General features: G+C 36.6%; 17 protein-coding genes. 13 read left to right on the top strand and 4 right to left on the bottom strand.

Features of this window, described 5'->3' with window-relative positions; translation table 11 throughout:
- The first annotated feature begins 1 nt into the window (after window position 1).
- The 11 genes from murJ (at window position 2) to AC1Z3K_RS15080 (ending at window position 12,721) form a co-directional block, all read left to right on the top strand.
- Window positions 2–1,498, top strand: coding sequence for a murein biosynthesis integral membrane protein MurJ (gene murJ, locus AC1Z3K_RS15130; protein ID WP_461733167.1), 1,497 nt, complete (start codon window positions 2–4; stop codon window positions 1,496–1,498).
- Window positions 1,491–2,693 (top strand): nucleotide sugar dehydrogenase, encoded by a 1,203-nt coding sequence (locus AC1Z3K_RS15125; RefSeq protein WP_461733166.1) that lies wholly within the window; start codon window positions 1,491–1,493, stop codon window positions 2,691–2,693. Before murJ ends, AC1Z3K_RS15125 begins: the two co-directional genes overlap by 8 nt.
- 15 nt (window positions 2,694–2,708) lie before the next feature.
- Window positions 2,709–3,854: a non-hydrolyzing UDP-N-acetylglucosamine 2-epimerase gene (wecB, locus tag AC1Z3K_RS15120; RefSeq protein WP_461733165.1), complete on the top strand. Its 1,146-nt coding sequence runs from the start codon at window positions 2,709–2,711 to the stop codon at window positions 3,852–3,854.
- 85 nt (window positions 3,855–3,939) lie between these two features.
- Window positions 3,940–5,106, top strand: a complete 1,167-nt coding sequence (locus tag AC1Z3K_RS15115; protein ID WP_461733164.1) for a nucleotide sugar dehydrogenase — start codon at window positions 3,940–3,942, stop codon at window positions 5,104–5,106.
- Between the two features lie 201 nt (window positions 5,107–5,307).
- Window positions 5,308–6,585, top strand: coding sequence for an LCP family glycopolymer transferase (locus tag AC1Z3K_RS15110; protein ID WP_461733163.1), 1,278 nt, complete (start codon window positions 5,308–5,310; stop codon window positions 6,583–6,585).
- Between the two features lie 156 nt (window positions 6,586–6,741).
- Complete coding sequence (gene nagB / locus AC1Z3K_RS15105; protein WP_461733162.1) at window positions 6,742–7,443, top strand: glucosamine-6-phosphate deaminase; 702 nt, start codon at window positions 6,742–6,744, stop codon at window positions 7,441–7,443.
- 156 nt (window positions 7,444–7,599) lie between these two features.
- Window positions 7,600–8,307: an MgtC/SapB family protein gene (locus AC1Z3K_RS15100; RefSeq protein WP_461733161.1), complete on the top strand. Its 708-nt coding sequence runs from the start codon at window positions 7,600–7,602 to the stop codon at window positions 8,305–8,307.
- A 10-nt stretch (window positions 8,308–8,317) separates the two neighbouring features.
- Window positions 8,318–9,064, top strand: a complete 747-nt coding sequence (locus AC1Z3K_RS15095; protein ID WP_426084066.1) for a tyrosine-protein phosphatase — start codon at window positions 8,318–8,320, stop codon at window positions 9,062–9,064.
- A gap of 426 nt (window positions 9,065–9,490) precedes the next feature.
- Window positions 9,491–10,603 carry an AI-2E family transporter gene (locus AC1Z3K_RS15090; RefSeq protein WP_426084065.1) on the top strand — a complete coding sequence of 371 codons (1,113 nt, stop codon included), beginning with the start codon at window positions 9,491–9,493 and terminating at the stop codon, window positions 10,601–10,603.
- A gap of 326 nt (window positions 10,604–10,929) precedes the next feature.
- Entirely contained in the window at window positions 10,930–11,598 is a 669-nt protein-coding gene (locus AC1Z3K_RS15085; RefSeq protein WP_426084064.1) for an HAD family hydrolase, read from the top strand.
- A 460-nt stretch (window positions 11,599–12,058) separates the two neighbouring features.
- Window positions 12,059–12,721 (top strand): HAD family hydrolase, encoded by a 663-nt coding sequence (locus AC1Z3K_RS15080; protein ID WP_461733160.1) that lies wholly within the window; start codon window positions 12,059–12,061, stop codon window positions 12,719–12,721.
- A gap of 58 nt (window positions 12,722–12,779) precedes the next feature.
- Here AC1Z3K_RS15080 and nrdF read toward each other — a convergent pair whose 3' ends face one another.
- The 4 genes from nrdF to nrdH all read right to left on the bottom strand — a co-directional run bounded on the left by nrdF (window position 12,780) and on the right by nrdH (window position 16,669).
- Window positions 12,780–13,742 carry a class 1b ribonucleoside-diphosphate reductase subunit beta gene (nrdF, locus tag AC1Z3K_RS15075; RefSeq protein WP_426084062.1) on the bottom strand — a complete coding sequence of 321 codons (963 nt, stop codon included), beginning with the start codon at window positions 13,740–13,742 and terminating at the stop codon, window positions 12,780–12,782.
- Between the two features lie 182 nt (window positions 13,743–13,924).
- Window positions 13,925–16,084, bottom strand: coding sequence for a class 1b ribonucleoside-diphosphate reductase subunit alpha (gene nrdE, locus AC1Z3K_RS15070; RefSeq protein WP_461733184.1), 2,160 nt, complete (start codon window positions 16,082–16,084; stop codon window positions 13,925–13,927).
- Window positions 16,065–16,442, bottom strand: a complete 378-nt coding sequence (nrdI, locus tag AC1Z3K_RS15065) for a class Ib ribonucleoside-diphosphate reductase assembly flavoprotein NrdI (RefSeq protein WP_426084060.1) — start codon at window positions 16,440–16,442, stop codon at window positions 16,065–16,067. Before nrdI ends, nrdE begins: the two co-directional genes overlap by 20 nt.
- 2 nt (window positions 16,443–16,444) lie before the next feature.
- Window positions 16,445–16,669: a glutaredoxin-like protein NrdH gene (gene nrdH, locus AC1Z3K_RS15060; protein WP_426084059.1), complete on the bottom strand. Its 225-nt coding sequence runs from the start codon at window positions 16,667–16,669 to the stop codon at window positions 16,445–16,447.
- 699 nt (window positions 16,670–17,368) lie between these two features.
- Here nrdH and AC1Z3K_RS15055 point away from each other — a divergent pair.
- Both AC1Z3K_RS15055 and feoB read left to right on the top strand, forming a co-directional pair.
- Entirely contained in the window at window positions 17,369–17,836 is a 468-nt protein-coding gene (locus AC1Z3K_RS15055) for a FeoA family protein (RefSeq protein ID WP_461733159.1), read from the top strand.
- Between the two features lie 3 nt (window positions 17,837–17,839).
- Window positions 17,840–19,993: a ferrous iron transport protein B gene (gene feoB, locus AC1Z3K_RS15050; protein ID WP_461733158.1), complete on the top strand. Its 2,154-nt coding sequence runs from the start codon at window positions 17,840–17,842 to the stop codon at window positions 19,991–19,993.
- Window positions 19,994–19,995 lie beyond the last annotated feature (2 nt).

Raw genomic sequence — 19,995 nt, 5'->3', positions numbered from 1 at the left:
GATGAAAAAAACAACATTTTGGCTGATGATAATATCTATACTGTCCAAAGGTATCGGTTTTGTTAGGGAGATGGTGATTTCTTATTTTTATGGTGCATCCAAGGTGAGTGATGCATATTTCATTTCGTTGACAATCCCTTTTACTATTTTTTCATTCGTCTATGCGGGATTAACAACTAGTTTTATACCTAGTTATACAAGGTTAGAAACTGAAGACATGAAAAAAGCAAATAGATTTACGAACAGTCTAATTACACTTCTTTTTATCTTCTGTTTAATTATAGCAGTTATCATTCAGATTTTTACATATCCAATTGTAAAGATGTTTGCGCTAGGATTTTCTGGCGAGACGTTGGATTTAGCTGTTTTATTCACCAGAGTGACTATCTGGAGTCTGTTTTTTAGTGGATGTATTGAGCTATTCAATGCATTATTGCAAATTAGAAAAAAATTTATTTTTCCTGCTATTCTGGGATTCATCTATAACTTCTTTGTTATACTATCTGTTTATTTGAGTTTTAAATGGAATCTAATTTGGCTTTCGCTGGGATCAGTATGTGCTGCAGTAACCCAATTTTTATTTCTATTAATAATTTTAAAAAGGGAAAAATTCAGTATAGTACCAAACCTCTCTTTCCGAACTAAAGAAATGAATGATTTTTTTAAAAAGATACTGCCTGTTATTTTTGGTGCTTCTGTCACACAGATAAATATTTTGATAAATAAAACAATTGCTTCACAAGTGTCAATTGGGGGAGTATCTTCATTCAATTATGCGGATAGAATAAATTCGTTTATTTTAAGTACTGTTGTTTTTTCTCTAGTAGCGGTTATCTATCCGATGCTATCGAAATTATATGTGGAAAAGAAAAAAAAGCAGTTCAAACAGGGAGTTCAAAGTTCATTGATAACTATGCTAGTTTTATTGGTACCTGCTACAATAGGATTAATGCTTTTATCAGAGCCAATAACTGTTTTATTATTCGGTAGAGGAAGTTTTGATTCTCGAGCAGTTGAATTGACTTCTGCAACGCTGTATTATTTATCTTTGGGATTGCTTCCAATGGGATTAAGAGAGTTAATTTCCAGAATTTATTATTCTATGGAAGATATGAGGACACCAGTTGTGAATGCCACTATTGGAATGATAGTCAATATAATTTTTAGCTTGTTCCTTCCTTCTGTTATGGGGATTGGCGGCTTGGGATTAGCGTCAACTATAGCTGCGATAATTACAACTTATTTACTTTGCTATGATTTATCCAAAAAGAAAATAATTCAAATTTCAAATTTGAAAAGTGATATACTAAAAATTTCTATAGCAGGTATTTTGATGGGAGGAATTACAAAATATATGAATGTGACTCTATCAAATTTCGGAAATCTATCTGTTCTTTTTACAATTATAATTTCAGTATTAGGCTATTTTATTTTTATTTATCTATTTAAAGTAACGGGAGTTAGCTTACTAAATTTACGGAGGAAAAAAAATGATTAATATTATTGGTTTAGGTTATATTGGCTTACCAACAGCTTTAATGTTAGCAGCTAATGGAAATGAGGTTATAGGTACAGATTATAATAAAGAATTGGTTAATTCTTTAAACGAAGGGAAACTGACATTCGAAGAAGATGGACTTCATAGCTTATTTGAGGAAGCTTTAGGTAAAGGAATTCAATTTGTCAATGAGTATATTTCTACAGATTTCTATATTGTGACTGTTCCAACTCCTTATGAAAAAGAAAGTAAAAAAATAGACCCGTCATATGTTATTGCTGCTACAAAAAAAATATTAGAGGTTTGTAAAGAAGATACAGTATTAGTTATAGAATCTACAGTTTCTCCGGGAACAATTGACAAGTTTATCCGACCAATTCTTTCCACTCAGAATAAACGAATATTTTTGATTCATGCACCGGAAAGAATTCTACCGGGGCAAATGATTTATGAGTTGGAAAATAATTCTCGTACTATTGGAGCAGATGATTCTAAATATGCTGAAAGAGTAAAAGAAGTGTATCAAACATTCTGTAAAGGCGATATTGTGTGTACGGATATTCGTACTGCAGAAATGAGTAAAGTTGTAGAGAACACATTTCGCGCAGTGAATATTGCGTTTGCAAATGAACTAACTAAAATTGCTAGACATGACAATTTGGATGTTCATGAAATTATCAGAATTTCCAATATGCACCCTCGAGTAAATATTTTGAATCCAGGTCCCGGAGTGGGGGGACATTGTATTCCTGTTGATCCATGGTTTTTAGTTGGAGATTATCCTAGATATACCAAATTAATTTCTACTGCATTGGAAATTAATGAATCAATGCCTAAATTGGTTTTACAAAGAATAAAAGATATTATGAAAGAAAATTCTATAACTGATAGAAACAAGATAGGAATTTATGGATTAACGTATAAGCAAGATGTTGATGATATTCGGGAGAGCCCTACTCAACAATTGTTTGATTTGATGGAACAAAATTTTGCTGAACCTTTCAAAGTTTATGACCCAATGATTAAAGAGAAAATTTTGGATAATCAAGAATTAGATTTTGATAAATTTTTAGAAACAAGTGAAGTAATAGTAGTAATGGTTCCTCATACTCATTTGAAAGAAAATGTATCAGTTTTAAATGGTAAGTTTGTGCTAGATACAAATAATATATTAAAGAATACCTATAAACTTTAACAGAGGAGAAATTTTATGGATCAAGTAAAAATTATGACAGTTTTTGGTACAAGACCAGAAGCAATTAAAATGGCTCCATTGGTTAAAGCAATACAAAAAGATAAACGTTTTGAATCAACTATAGTTGTAACAGCTCAACATAGAGAAATGTTGGATCAAGTATTAGATTTTTTCCAAATAAAACCAGACTTCGATTTAAATGTGATGAAGGACGGTCAAACTCTAACTGATATCACAACTAGGGTCATAAAAGAGTTGGATGAAGTTATTGTGGAGGCAAAGCCAGATATAATCTTAGTTCATGGGGATACTACAACTACTTTTGCAGCATCGTTAGCAGGATTTTATAGGCAGATAAGTATAGGTCACGTAGAAGCCGGGCTGAGAACATGGGATAAATACTCACCGTTTCCCGAAGAAATGAATCGGCAATTGACTGATGTATTGTCAGATATTTATTTTGCACCAACAGATCAAAGTAAAAATAACCTTTTGGCAGAAGGAAAAAAGTTGGAGAACATATACATTACAGGAAATACAGCAATTGATGCCATGAAGTATACAGTGAAAGAAGACTATGAGGATAAGCTTCTAAATACTTTGATGGAAAAAAGAATAATACTAGTGACAATGCATCGAAGAGAAAATCTCGGTGAACCTATGGTAAACGTATTTAAAGCAATCAATCGCCTGCTCAGTTCGTTTGAGGATATTGAAATTGTTTTTCCTATTCATAAAAATCCTAAGGTTAGAGAGCTAGCTGAAAAAACTTTAATCAAGTCTGGAAGGATTCATTTAATAGAGCCACTTGATGTAGTAGATTTTCAGAATTATGCAAATAGAAGTTACCTGATTCTGTCTGATTCAGGTGGTGTTCAAGAGGAAGCTCCTTCATTAGGAGTTCCAGTATTAGTATTAAGAGATACGACAGAAAGACCAGAAGGAGTCGTAGCAGGAACACTTAAACTTATCGGTACAGAAGAGGACAAAGTTTTTGAAGAAGCATCAGAATTATTAAACAATATAGAAGTGTATGAAAGAATGGCAAAAGCTTCTAATCCCTATGGTGATGGGCAAGCATCAGAACGTATTTTAAATGCAATTGCTTTTAATATGAATATATCCGATGAGTATCCTGATGAGTTTGGTATTGTTAATTAGTTAAATTCTATTTGAAGATTTTTTTTAAATGTGGTAGAGTTTGATATAGTTTTCTATTTATGTATAGTCGGAAAGAGGCGTAAAAATGAATATTTCAGTTTTCGGTCTAGGCTACGTTGGTCTGGCAAATGCATTACTATTGTCACAGAATGAGCAGGTTCAGGCATATGATATTGTTGGTGAGAAAATTGATATGCTGAATAAAAGAGAATCACCATTGGAAGATAAAGAAATCCACGAGTTTTTAGATAGAGATGACTTGAACGTGGAATTTACGAAAGACTTTGAAGCCGCTGTCCGCTTTGGCGACTATCTAATTATTGCGACGCCAACGGATTATGATGAACAGAAAAATTATTTTAATACGTCAACGGTTGAAAATGTGATTGAACAAGCACGAGCAATAAGACCAGATGCTGTATTTATTATTAAATCAACCGTGCCTGTCGGCTATACACAAGCATTGAAAGAAAAATATGATACCGAAAATATCATATTTTCACCAGAGTTTTTACGAGAAGGCAGAGCACTGTATGATAATCTTTATCCTTCAAGAATTATCGTAGGCGAATGCTCTGAACGAGCTCAGGAGCTTGCGGATATGTTTTTGCGAAATACAGTGGAAAAGAATAGTCAGGTTTTATTGACGCATTCCACAGAAGCCGAAGCAATTAAATTGTTCTCGAATACCTATCTGGCTTTAAGAGTTGCCTACTTCAATGAACTGGATACGTATGCTGAATCAAGAGGATTGGATGCAAAACAGATTATTGAAGGTGTGGGGCTTGATCCAAGAATCGGTTCCCATTATAATAATCCATCCTTTGGGTATGGCGGTTATTGCTTGCCGAAAGACACCAAGCAACTGCGTGCCAATTATGAAGATGTTCCCAATAATATCATTGGTGCTATCGTGGATGCTAATCGGACAAGAAAAGATTTTATAGCAGAGCAAATTCTTAGCAGAAAGCCAAATACTGTAGGGATATATCGTTTGACGATGAAGGCAAATTCGGATAATTTCCGTTATTCGTCTATTCAGGGTGTAATGAAACGTCTAAAGGCCAAGGGCATTGAAGTAGTTGTTTATGAACCCGCATTGGATGAAGAGGAATTTTATCACTCCAAAGTAATCAAAGATCTTCAGGAGTTTAAAGAACTATCTGATGTGATTGTCTCAAATCGATTTGAAGACGACTTGGCTGATGTTGAAGAAAAAATTTATACAAGAGATTTATTTAAACGGGATTAAGCGTTATCCCGTTTTTTCGATGTTATTGTTTCTTAAACCATGTAGAGAACCACTGAGTCGAGAAAATTTGGATTTCTTATGTTCAGTATTTTACAATTGTGTTAAGATATCATGCCAATTTTTCAAAAATATTGCTAGCCCGGGGAATTTATGAGAAAATGATTGGGTGTAACGATTCTTGTGTAAATGAGGAAGTGTCTTATGAATCTATGGAAAAAACTGGTACTGTCATTTTTAGGACTGGTATTGATACTGATTGCTGGTGTTTGTGCCTACGGTCTAAAAATGTATTCAGATGCCACTGATACAGTAACAGATGTTTATGAATCGATCGAAAGAGTATCTACAAAGCGGGAAACAGCAGTGAATATTGATGCTCAAGAGCCTTTTTCAGTTTTATTGATGGGAATCGATAACGGAGACCTTGGGCGAGCTGAAGAAGATGGCGGTCGTTCTGATACCTTAATGGTTGTAACCGTTAACCCGAAAGAAAATAAATCAACAATGATTAGTTTAAGTCGAGATACGTTAACTGAAATTGTAGGAAATGATACAAATGATAAATTGAATCATGCCTATGCTTATGGCGGAGCTAAGATGGCGATTGAAACGGTGGAAAATCTGCTGGATATTCCGATTGACAGCTATGTCTCCATCAATATGAGAGGTCTAAAGGATCTGATTGAAGCAGTTGGCGGTATTGATGTGGATAATCCATATGCAACAGAGTTGGATGGTATTGAACTGCCTAAAGGACCAATGACATTGAATGGAGAGACAGGTTTAGCTTATGCTAGATACCGTTATGATGATCCAGAAGGAGATACTGGCCGTCAGAAACGGCAGCGGGAAGTTGTTGAAAAGATTGTCCGAAAAGTAATGAGTTTAAATGGTGTAACTCAGTATAAAAGTATTTTAAATGCTGTGAAGGATAATGTTAAAACTGATTTAACCTGGGATGATATGATTGATATTCAGAAGAAATATATGTCGGCATTCCAGACGATTGATTCATTGCAGATAGAAACAACTGGCGAAATGATTAATGGTGTATCTTATCAAATCATGAATCCTGATAACCTGTTTGAAGTACAGACAAAACTTCGGGAGCAGCTGGGTTTGCCTAAAAATGAAGAAATGCTGGCGGAACTGACAAATAAGTTATCTATTTACTCATCAAATGCTGGGACAGCGGATAGCACCTATTATGAAGATCAGGATTATTATGATCAAAATACGTATGTGGACCCTAATGCTGCTAACCAAACATATTATGGCAATGATCAAACTGGTGCTAATTATAATCAGGGTTATCAGGAACCTGTTTATAATGAACCAGTGACTCCTGCTGAAACGACACCTCAATACGAAGCTCCTGTAGATCCCAATACAGGCGGCGATGGAACTGGCAGTACAGACACTGGTGCTGGAGTTCAGCCGGAGGCTCCTGCAGATGTACAAAATGCAGAGGGTACCTGAATAATCTGAAAAATAAAGTAAGAGATTGAAAGCAGAAGCGCTGTCAGAGTGTTTCTGTTTTTTTCTTTTATCTAATCTTTTAGGTAGAAATTCGAAAATAAAAGTGGTATAATTGGACTATACCAAATACAAAAGAAGTAAAGGAGATTGTCATAAATGAAAATCATTCGTGTAGCAAATGCAGAAGAAGGCGGAAAAAAAGCGTTTGAATTGATTAAAGAAGGCATGGAAAAGGGAGCAAAGGTTTTAGGCTTGGCAACTGGAAGTACACCGGAAACACTTTACCATGAAATGGTAGGGAGCGACCTTGATTTTTCTAATATGGTTTCTATCAATTTAGATGAATACGTTGGCTTAGGCGGAGAAGATGAACAGAGCTACCGCTATTTTATGAATCAAAAGCTATTTAGTAAGAAACCGTTTAAAGACACCTATGTACCAAACGGTAAAGCAGAAGATTTAGATGCAGAATGTGCGCGCTACGAAGAGATTATTGATAGCCATACAGTTGATATTCAAATTCTAGGAATTGGTCAAAATGGTCATATCGGTTTCAATGAACCTGGCACTCCTTTAGATAGCCTGACACACGTTGTACAACTAACAGAATCTACAATCAATGCAAACAAACGTTACTTTGATAAAGTTGAAGATGTACCGACAACAGCTGTTTCAATGGGGATTGGCTCAATTATGAAAGGTAAGAAAATGATTTTAATGGCATACGGCGAAGCAAAGGCTGATGCGATTAAAGGAATGGTAGACGGACCTGTAACAATTGATATGCCGGCAAGTGCTTTACAAAACCACGAAGATGTTGTTGTAATCATCGATGAAGCAGCAGCAAGCAAGCTGTAAAAGATAGGAATAATTAGAAGAGCTGAGTTTTTACTCGGCTCTTTTTTCCATTCCAAAGAAACATCTGCAAAAAAATATTATCCACAGGCGTTCATATTTTTTTGATATTAGTGCTATAATGAAGAAATACAAGGTTTATAGAAAAAGGTGAGAGAATTGAGTACATTGGAATTAACAGTGCCGGAGATAATTCTGCGTCTGTCTATTTCTTTGGTAATCGGCGGTATCATCGGATTTGAACGGCAGTACAAGAATCGACCGGCTGGAATGCGCACCCATATATTAGTTTGTATGGGCGCAACGATTATCGCATTGATACAGGATCAGATTGCAATCTCTGCATTGAAGGATGCAATGACATATCCTGAGTTGAGTGGTGTGATACGATCGGATCAGGCCAGACTGATTGCACAGGTTGTCAGCGGTATTGGCTTTCTAGGAGCTGGAACAATCATTGTAACAAAGCGTTCAGTTACAGGACTAACAACAGCAGCATCGCTTTGGGCAGTCGCTGGTTTGGGAATAGCAATTGGCATGGGCTATTACTCAATTGCTTTGACTAGTTTTGTTGGAATCTTTATGGCGTTGACATTAGTCAAAAAAGTAATTCATGTGCCCAGCATAAAAAAACTTGAGGTTCGATATATCCATAAACAGGAGACAAAGGAATTTATTACTCAATATTTTACAGAGCATGGTATTGAAGTCAGTGATGTCAATTTCGATGTAGACTTAAGTGGTCCAGCAAGAATCTATACGAATATTTATACCATTGAGCTGGCGAAGGGAATGACCTACGCGGAAGTAATAGAAGATCTTTCTATCTATGAAAATATCACTAAACTACGTTTAGTAAGTCTTTAGGGAGGTAACAATGAAACTTGCAAATTTTAGAGAATTAGGCGGCATTAAAACAAAAGATGGAAAACAAGTCAAACACAAGCGGCTACTTCGCTCTGGGGAAGTGTATCAGCTGGATGAAAAGAGCTTAAAGGTGCTGGAGGCTCATGAACTGACTAAAATTATTGATTTACGAGGAGAAAAGGAAATTAATGAACGTCCGGATGATCAGCTGGCGAATGTTTCCTATCAGTGGATTGATATCATGAAGGAAGTTCACCATAATGCTAGCATGGAGGACTTGTTTGATGTTTCCGATATTGGCGCTGTGGATCAGCATATGATGGATATTTACGAGAATCTCATTTTAAATACAGGTGCTCAGCAGGGATACCGGGAATATTTTCAGCAGCTGCTTTCGACGGAGCAGGGAAGTGTACTGTTCCACTGTTTTGCAGGGAAAGATCGGACTGGTGTTGCAGCTGCCCTGACATTGGAGTTGTTGGAGGTATCAAAAGAGACAATCTATAAAGATTATTTAGATACAAACATTCAACGTCAAAAGCCTAACGCTTTATTTTTAGCAGAGGCAGCTTCACGAGGGCTGACAAAAGAGCAGCTGGCAGGAATCAAAGTGGCAATGGAAGTCAAAAAAGAATATTTGGATTATGCCTATCAGCTGATTGATCAGAATTTTGGAAATGTTTCTGAGTATGCAAAGGATATCTTAAAGCTAAGCAGTAGTGATGTTCAGCTGTTGAAGCAGATGTATGCTGAATAGGGAAATCGGTTGAGGCAGAAGCGTTAAGCTTTGCGAACTAAGCAGATACTGAGAAAGATTCGCTCATACCTCACTTTGTTTTCTCAGCAATAAGAAGGACTTTCTTAGGGTAACTATACAAAGTTTAAAGAAAATTTGGCTTATTTCCGAAAACTTCAACTCTTAGTGCTTTTAGCACTTAGAAGTTGGTGCTATCGGAACGAAGTGTAGTAAGTTGATTCTGAGCCACCGTTAATTTGAATTTTAGAGAAAGAGGAGGTTGGGGATTTAGTTATGCTTCAATCTCTTTTTTATAAAGTATTTTTTGCGAATGAAAGCATAATTTTTTATAAAGTATGTAGAAAATACTGAAAAAGAATATTTTGTAGAAGTTGATAATGTTAAAATATGGGTAATTATTGTTTTTTGGGAAAGGGTTTTGGTTGAATGGGTTCTTTGTTTAAGCAGTCCAAATTATTATTTTGGACAGTAGAAATAGTTTTAACGATTATCGGTATTTTCTTTTTAATGAGGATGCCAAACATTTTTACACCAGTTTTGGGGATGATTTCAGCTTTATTTTTACCACTGCTGATTGCGGGATTTTTCTATTATATGTTTGAGCCGATTGTTGTTTTTATGGAGAAAAAGAAGATTCCAAGGCTGGTAGGTTTCTTTATAACATTGATCGTATTGATGATATTGATTGCTCTCATTGTGATGAATGTAGTACCACAGCTTGTTAATCAATTTTTAGAATTAAGTCAGTCTATTCCGGCTTATGCAGAGGAAATCAATAAATGGCTGGTGGAATTAAGTCAACAGGAGGCTTTGAAGGGATTTAATCTTCAGGAAGAATTGTCTCAAGCAAACATTACTGTCAGTAATATCCTTAATATTGCTATTGTTGGCGTGACAAATAGTTTATCGAAAATTGTCAGTGTGCTGATGCAGTTTTTCATTCTTTTATTCACAGTTCCATTTATCCTGTTCTTTATGTTTAAAGATGGCCATAAATTTTTAGATGCTGCCTCTCATTTCTTTCCTAAAAGTATTCGTAAAGAACTAAGAGAAACTGTTCAGGAAATGAATCAAACGTTGTCTGCATATATCAGCAGCACGATTCTAGATGCGCTGATTATTGGTGTGCTGAGCTTTGTAGCTATGACGATATTGAATCAGCCTTACACATTGCTGCTAGCTGTATTTTGCGGCGTGACGAATATCATTCCCTATGTCGGACCCTTTATCGGAGCTGTTCCGGCAGTTTTAGTCGGTGTATTCGTTTCACCATGGCAGGCTTTATATGTTGCTTTAGCTATTTTAATTATTCAGCAGCTTGATGGTAATTTGATTAAGCCTCTTCTTATGGGTAAATCGCTGAGTATTCATCCATTGACTATTATTTTAATTTTGATTGCTGCAGGAAGTATTGGCGGAATTATCGGGATGCTGATTTGTATACCTGTTTATGCAGTAATTAAAACATTAGTGCTGAATATCCGCAAAATTTATCTTCTAAAAAAAGAAACTAAAATAGAGACTGATTTGAATAATTAAGTGAGGTACTTTCTGCATCCGTTTTAAGTGATGCGGGAAGTATTTTTTATTATACTCACTAAAAATCAAAACATTTGCTCGTTTTCTGAAATAATTTAAGAAAATTTCAGGAAATGAGCAATATTGTTTGAATTATTAAAATAGGATGAGATAATACTTTCCAGTTAAATAAATCCTACTAAATAAATGAGAAGCTATACTGAAACGCTGGGAAAGGCAATAATAGCTACTCTGAAAGCTAAGTATCTCTATTAAAGCAAGCTTATTGGATAAACAATTAAGTAGGATTTATCTGACATCAAAAAATGGAAAGAAGGAAGACTGTTATGATTAAAGGAATAATATTTGATATGGATGGCGTGATTGTTGATTCAGAATACACCTTTTTAGAATCAAAAGCAGAGTTGCTGAAGGATGTAGGCTTCCCTCTTGGTATCAGCTATCATTATCAATTTATGGGAACTACGTCTGAATTTATGTGGAAAAAGATTAAAGAAGACTTATCGCTTCCCGGGTCTGTAGAAGATTACATCAAAGAGATGACTGCACGTAGAAAAGAAATTATTAAAAGAGATGGATTGAAGCCCATTGAAGGCGTAGTAGAATTTATTCATCGTCTAGCAGAAGAAAATGTACGGTTGGCAGTTGCCTCTTCTTCTCCAAAGAAGGATATTATTCATAATCTGAAGGAATTAGGTATTCGGGATTGTTTTGATGCATTAGTCAGCGGTGAAGAGGTTAATCGTTCTAAACCGGCCCCAGATGTTTTTCTAGAAGCAGCTAAGCAAATCGAGATTGCTCCCGCAGAATCTTTGGCATTTGAAGATTCTCATAATGGAAGTATCGCTGTAAAAAAAGCCGGAATGTTCTGTGTTGGAGTAGAAAATGATAATTATCCTCCACAAGATTTAAGCCAGGCTGATCAACTAATTTCAAGTTTTTCAGAGGTCGAACTAAAAGATTTAAATCGATCCTTTATTAATAATAAAAAATAAAGCTCTTCAATCTTTCGAATGTATCAGCTTGTTCTAACCGATACATCGAAGCTCTATAGCTTTGTAATACGCTGTGCTGGTGGAAACCTCTTAAGGAAAATCCAACCAGCACTTTTTAATTAACCAAACGTAAAGAAGGAATACCAAGTGAAGGAAATCATCTCAAACCATAGTCCATTAAAAAAAGGCTTGTCTGTTGGTAAAAATGCTAGAGTATTCATAGACATACAAATAGACAGTTCTTCTTCGAAATAAAAGAAGAAATAGAAACAGTGATTTCTGCTTTTTATTCCAAATTCCAAGTTTTCATTTAGTTTTTATTACGCCAACATAAATTGATATAGAGACATTTTTGTTTTTATTCCGGATTCTTCAAAGTAAACGAGTGTTTAATTTAATCAAAAATCATGAGATAATACGATAGAAAATAAAAAAGAATACGAATGACGGGAGAACCAGGATGATTAAAGGGATAATATTTGATATGGATGGTGTATTGGTTGATTCTGAGTACACTTTTTTAGAGTCCAAAACTGAAATGCTGAAAGATGCTGGCTTTTTGAAAGATATCAGCTATCAGTATCAATTTATGGGAACTACTTTTGAATTTATGTGGCAGAAAATGAAAGAGGAGCTTGGACTGCCGGATTCAGTTGAATCCTACATCAAAGAAATGAATAGTCGCCGAGCGACGATGATAAAAAGAGATGGAATTCGTGGAATTAGAGATGCAGTATCATTGGTTCGTCATTTAGCAAAGCAGGATATAAAACTGGCCGTGGCCTCTTCCTCGCCTAAAAAGGAGATCCTCTATAATATGAAAGAGCTTGGTTTACTTCCTTGCTTTGATGCCTTAGTCAGCGGAGAAGAGGTGGAAAACTCTAAACCAGCGCCAGATGTATTTTTGGAAGCGGCTAAACAGATAGATGTTTTGCCGGAAAACTGCCTCGCCTTTGAAGATACAAAAAACGGCAGTCTGGCAGTAAAACGGGCGGGTATGTTTTGCGTAGGGTTTAAGAATCCTGAGTACCCGGCACAGGACCTTAGTCAGGCGGATCAGGTTATTTCCAGTTTTTCAAACCTCAGAATGTCGGACTTAAAGAGGTGGTTTTCTGAACAATAATCAACGCATCACCAAAAAAAGCGTTTGAGACATAATTAAATGTCCAAACGCTTTTTAATTAGTCTAAGCCAATCAGATAGTCATCGTCTTTCATTGCTTCTACTTGCCCCAGCAGGTAGCCGTTTCCTACTTGGGAGAAGAAGTCATGATTACTAGTTCCAGTAGATAAACCATTCATAACAATTGGATTCACATCGTTGGCAGTATCGCCAAACATTGGGTCCATCCCCAAGTTCATTAAGGCCTTGTTGGCATTATAACGCAGGAAGGTTTTTACTTCTTCAGTCCAGCCGAGATCATCATACAATTCTTCTGTATAACGTTCTTCATTTTCATATAATTCATAAAGTAAGTCGTACATCCAAGCCTTCATCGCTTCTTGTTCATCTTCGGCTAATTCATTGAAGCCAAGCTGAAATTTATAACCGATGTAGGTTCCATGAACGGACTCGTCGCGGATAATCAACTTGATAATTTCTGCAACATTGGCCAGTTTGTTGTTGCCAAGATAATATAGCGGTGTATAAAAACCAGAGTAGAATAAAAATGTTTCTAGAAAAACACTGGCAATTTTTTTCTCTAAAGGTGTTCCATTTTTGTAGATTTCATTGATGCGCTCTGCTTTTTTCTGCAAATAGACATTAGTATTTGTCCATTCAAAGATATCGTCAATTTCTTTTTTTGTATTTAAAGTACTAAAGATAGAGGAATAACTTTTTGCATGGACAGATTCCATAAACTGAATATTATTTAGTACAGCTTCCTCATGAGGAGTCCGAACATCTTTGCGAAGCTGGTCCATACCGCTTTCAGATTGAACGGTATCCAGTAATGTCAGTCCGCCAAAGACATAGCCTACTGTTTGTTTTTCTAGCTCAGAAAGTGTACGCCAGTCATCTAAATCGTTAGATAAAGGAATACGGGTATCCAGCCAAAATTGCTCAGTCAGCTTCTCCCAGGTTGATTTGTCAATGATATCTTCAATTGCGTTCCAATTAATCGCTTCATAATAAGTCGCCATAGTTTTCTTCCTTTCTGCCTAAATAATCAAAGTAAACCGGCTGAAGCAAGATAAGAGGAGCGTTAATCAGCACGTTCTCTCTAATAACTTTCTATTAGACCATGGTGCTTACTGGAAGCATGCCGATGATTCGCAGTCCAAGGTTGTCCAGTTTGCAGCCGGTTGTAGATCATTAGGTTGTCCTAGATGACACAGCTTTCACATTGATTACTACCAATTTCTTCAGAATCTTCAGTGAAAGTCCGTACGTAATAAATTGATTTGATGCCTTTATGGAAAGCATAATGGCGTAAAATATTTAAATCTCTGGTTGTCTGTTTCGTTGTTTCTTTCCATTCATACAGACCTTCTGGAATTTCTGAACGCATAAAGAGCGTTAAACTCATTCCTTGATCCACATGCTGCTGAGCAGTAGCATAAACATCAATTACTTTACGCATATCCATGTCATACGCTGAGGTGTAATAAGGAATCGTATCATTAGCAAGATGAGGTGCAGGATAGTAAATTTTTCCGATTTTCTTTTCCTGACGTTCCTCAATCATACGAGTAATCGGGTGAATACTGGCACTTGTATCATTGATATAAGAAATTGATCCGTTTGGAGCGACTGCCAATCGGTTTTGGTGATACAAACCATCCTGCATAACAGCATTTTTCAGTTGTTCCCAATCTTCCGCTGATGGAATAAAAATTCCTTTAAAAATTTCTTTTACTTTATCAAATTGAGGGGTAAAATCACCATTGATATATTTATCAAAATATGTGCCGTCAGCATAAGCTGATTTTTCAAAGTTATGGAAGGACTGATTATATTCTTTAGCGATTGTATTGCTTTCAGCCAACGTCCAATAATTTAGGAGCATAAAATAGATATTTGTAAAGTCCAATGATTCTTCCGAACCATACTCCATGTGGTTTTTGGCAAAGAAGGTATGGAGCCCCATTGCACCTAAACCGATTGTGTGGCTGAGCTTGTTGCCGTTTTGAATAGTCGGAACAACATCAATATCAGATGAATCTGTTACAAAGGTCAATGCACGAGTCATCGCACGTACTGATTTTCCAAAATCGGGACTTTCCATTAAATTAACAATGTTTGTAGAGCCTAGGTTACAGCTGATATCAGTTCCCATAACCTCGTACTCCTGCTTGCCGTTAATAACAGAAGGTGTTTGTACCTGTAGGATTTCAGAACAAAGATTGCTCATAATGATTTTTCCATCAATCGGGTTCTGTTTATTTGCTGTGTCAATATTAACAATATAAGGATAGCCTGATTCCTGCTGCAGCTTGGAAATTTCATTTTCCAAATCGCGTGCTTTGATTTTTGTTTTACGGATATTCGGATTGGCTACCAAATTATCATATTCCTCAGTAATATCTACATAAGAGAAAGGAACACCATATTCCCGCTCCACACTGTAAGGGCTGAAAAGATACATTTCTTCATTCTTACGAGCTAGCTCATAGAATTTGTCAGGTACTAATACACCTAGAGAAAGAGTTTTTACACGAACTTTTTCATCTGCATTTTCTTTTTTTGTTGATAAGAACATTTCAATGTCAGGATGGAAAACATTCAGGTAAACCACGCCGGCACCTTGCCGCTGACCAAGCTGATTAGAATAACTGAAGCTATCTTCGAAAAGCTTCATAACAGGTACTACACCGCTGGCTGCGCCTTCGTAGCCCTTGATTGGAGCACCGCCCTCTCTTAAATTAGAAAGAGTGATTCCAACACCGCCGCCAATTCTTGATAACTGTAGGGCAGAGTTGATTGAACGGCCAATGCTGTTCATATCATCTGTGACTTGAATTAAGAAACAAGAGACCAGCTCGCCACGACGTTGTCTGCCGGCATTTAGGAATGACGGTGTAGCAGGCTGGTAGCGCTGATGAATCATTTCATCTGCAAGACTTAGAGCCAGCTCTTCATTTCCATCAGCAAAATACAACGCATTAAAAGCAACACGGTCTTCATACGATTCCAGATACTCTGTCCCGGCATTATTCTTCAATGCATATTGAGAATAGAATTTGTAAGCAGCCATAAAAGATTTAAACTGGAAGTTTTGTTCTGCTAGAAACTGATACAAACGTTCAATAAATGCTAAAGAATATTTCTTGATGAATCCTTTTTCAATATAATCATTCTCAGTTAAATAGCTGATTTTTTCTGATACATTAGCAAATTTTTTAGTATTAGGTAAAACATTTTCATTAAAAAAAGCCTTCAGGGCTTCGCCATCCTTATTTAAAGGAATTTGTCCGTTGACAGGACGATTGATTTCGTTATTTAACTTGAAATAGCTGACATCTTTAATTTCTTTTAAACTCAATCTCACTCACTACTTTCTTAAAGGATTCGACATCTTCGGTTGTTCCGCTGAATTCAAAGGAGAAAACTAGCGGTACATGATAATCTCTGGCAATGTCTTTTGCCGTATAAATAAAAAGCTCAGCGAAGTTACGGTTGCCGCCTCCGGCTACGCCTTGTAAAAAGTCTTTATTGGATTTGTAATCCAGAAAATCATTAACAACTTCAGTAATTTCTATATCATAAGTAGGAACAATCAAAACAAACGGCTCGTTTATCTCAAAAAAAGGATTCGCAGGCTCAATTTCATAAGCTGGCAAATCCAATTTTTTTATAAAGCGTCTGGTCTGTCCGGTCACACTAAAATAGACTATTTTCATGATTAATTTGCCAATTGCTTCAATTGATCAGGACGGAACCCGACAACTGTAGTGGCATCAGAAGTAATCACTGGAACGCTTTGATATCCTTGTTCCTTTAACCAGTCAATCATCTCAGGCTGATTATCGATATTTACTTCCTCAAAAGTAATGTTATTTTCATTTAAAAAGCGTTTTGCCATGTTGCATTGGATACAATTATTTTTAGAAAAGATTTTTACGTTCATTTTTTTTGCCCCCTTGATTAATCTACATTCACTAGTATAAATCTCTTTAGGAAAAAGTCAACACTTAGGCACTACATATTGTGGTCGTTTTTTTGTTAGATACTATGTTTTGTGTTTTTTTAAGATTTATGAAAACCAGTCGCTATGAGAGTTTTCCCGAGAAAAAGAGGTTTTTTATCTTTATAAATTGACGAAAATAAAAAATTTTTGAAAAAAATTTGCTGTCTAAAATACAAGATATAGTGGTCAGTTTTTTTAGAGACACTATTTTTTAGACGAAAAATAGGATTAGCTAAAAAGCTCCTTTTTGTGTATAAACTTTATAAAAATATTCAATATACGAACATTTCATATTCTCCTTAGGACAGACAACGAAATAGTAGTTATAAACGGTTTCTTTTATTGATTGAGCTTAAGCATTGTATTGTCATGCACGAACCTCTAATCTTATAAGTCTGTTATGTCAGCTCCGTTAAATGAGCCGCTATAGTAAATAGGCAGGCAAAAGGAAACGCACGTTAATCTATTAAAATTCATTTTTTAAAGATGTAAAAATGGGTTATTATCGTTAATATTCTGAGGGTTTTAAGTGGTGTAATATTGACAACTATATATAGAAGGAGTATTCTTATTGATAATGATTATCAATCTCATTGGAGCTGGAATTGAAACTTTTTCACAAAAAAAGGAGGAGCTTAGATGCTGACTTTAGTAGATGCTGAAATCAATACGGTATATATAGTAAAAGAACTCATTGTCTCTGACGAAACAAAAAAACACTTAAATAACCTGGGATTGATTGTTGGCGGTAAGATTGCATTGGTTAGCTATTCTAATGGAAATGGCATTATCCTCCTTCATAATAGTCGGATTGCCTTGAGTAAATCAGTATTAGAACAAATTATAATAGATGAAGAAATTCTGGAAGAAGAGAGCTGGTTGTCTTTGGATCAGCTAGAGGTTGGAGAGACGGCAACCGTTATTAGTGTTCATGGTCAGGGGGCAGTTCGCAGGCGGTTGATGGACATGGGGATAACTAGAAATGTCGAATTACTGGTTAGAAAGAGAGCTCCTTTAGGAGATCCGATTGAAATCAATCTTAGAGGCTATGAACTGACGCTTAGAAAAAATGAAGCAGAGCTGGTTTTAATAAAGAGAGTGGGGTAAGAAATGAACGAGTGCCAAATTGCATTAACAGGAAACCCGAATAGTGGAAAAACGACAGCCTTCAACGGACTAACGGGTGCTAATCAATATGTTGGAAACTGGCCGGGAGTGACTGTAGAGCGCAAAGAAGGAAAATGGAAACAGAAAAAGAATGTGCTGATTCAGGATTTGCCGGGTATTTACTCGCTCTCACCTTATACACCGGAGGAAGTAATCGCCAGAGATTTTCTGCTGGAACAACAACCGGAAGCCATTCTTAATATAGTAGATGCAACGAATCTCGAACGAAATCTATATCTGACGACACAACTAATCGAAACAGGTATTCCTGTGGTTGTCTGTCTAAATATGATGGATATTGTTGAAAAAAGTGGAAAACAAATCAATTTTCAGAAGCTGGCGTACAGTTTAGGAACCAAAGTCGTTGGAATCAGTGCGGTCAAAAAAAGAAATTTGGATGAGGCTGTGGAAAAAACACTGCAGCAAGTTGAATCAGCTGAGGAAATAAATTATCCTCAATATGATAAACGCCTAGAGGCTGCATTAAATGAAATCACCGGTGTTTTAGGTACGACGGTTTCGAAAAAACAGGCGCGCTTTTATAGTGTGAAACTTTTTGAAAGAGATCCTCAGATACAAAAAACACTGCGGCTAAATAGTGAGCAGCAGAAAGAAATTGAAGAAATTATCAAAATAACAGAAAAAATCTTTAATGATGATAGTGAGACGATTGTGATTAATGAACGGTATGATTTCATTGCTCGTCTTACTGCTTTGTGTGTAATTGAGGAAGATGAACTGAAACTAAAATTAAGCGATAAAATTGATCAAATTGTGACTAACCGCTGGTTAGCCCTGCCAATATTTGCACTAGTTATGTGGCTTGTCTACTATCTGGCAATTCAGACCATAGGTACTCTAGGTACTGACTGGGTCAATGAAGAGCTTTTCGGTTCGATTATTCCTAATACTGTTCAGTCGTGGCTGGATAACTGGCAGGTTGCTGGCTGGATGCAGAGTCTGATATTGGATGGAATCCTTGCTGGTGTGGGAGCAGTCTTAGGGTTTTTACCTCAATTAGCTGTGCTGTTCTTATGCCTGGGCTTTCTTGAGGATTGCGGTTATATGGCAAGAATTGCTTTTGTGATGGATCGAATGTTCAGAAAATTTGGCTTATCAGGAAAATCGTTTATTCCCATGCTGATTGCTACTGGCTGCGGCGTCCCGGGTGTGATGGCTAGCCGGACCATTGAAAATGAAAAAGACCGTCATATGACCATCATGGTCACAACCTTTATGCCCTGCTCAGCTAAGCTGCCAATCATTGCATTGATTGCCGGCGCATTTTTTCCAAACAGCAGCTGGGTATCTCCGTCAGCTTACTTTTTAGGTATTGGAGCGATTATTCTTTCGGGGATTGGCTTAAAGAAAACCAAAATCTTTGCTGGTGATCCAGCTCCCTTTATTATGGAGCTGCCGGCCTACCATTTACCCCAGCTGAAAAATGTTATCCGCTATTCATATGATAGAAGTAAAGCATTTGCTAAGAAAGCGGGAACCATTATTTTTGTCTCTAGTATCATTATTTGGTTTACTTCCACCTATACCTTCACTCTTCAGGAAGCTGAAGGCGACCAAAGCATTCTAGCAGCAGCCGGTCGTCTAATTGCACCAATTTTTGCGCCATTAGGCTGGGGTAACTGGCAAGGGGCGGTAGCGACAATCACTGGACTAGTGGCGAAGGAAAATGTGATTGGAACTTTTGGGATTTTATTTGGACATGTAGAAGAAGTATCTGAGAACGGTCAGGAGTATTGGCAGGCGCTGCAAAGTGCTTTTACACCAGTAGCTGCGTATTCTTTCCTTACATTCAATTTGTTATGTGCGCCCTGCTTTGCTGCGATTGGAGCTATTCGCCGGGAATTGCCAGATTTGAAATGGCTGGCAGGGGCAATCGGCTATCAATGCGGATTGGCTTACGTCGTTAGCTTTATCATTTACCAAGTTGGTCATGTGATTTTTGAAAACGGTACTTTGGGATTTGGCACATCGCTCGCTATTATCTTGATTTTCACAGGTATTTATTTATTAATTAGAAAGCCAAAGAATTTAGGAAAGACACCAGTAGGCGTTCTTCCAATCACGGAAAAGGGGTAGGA

This window comes from Enterococcus sp. LJL128, from assembly GCF_056924295.1.
Note: the sequence above shows the minus strand (reverse complement) of the source record. Positions and strands in the feature narration are given on the sequence as shown.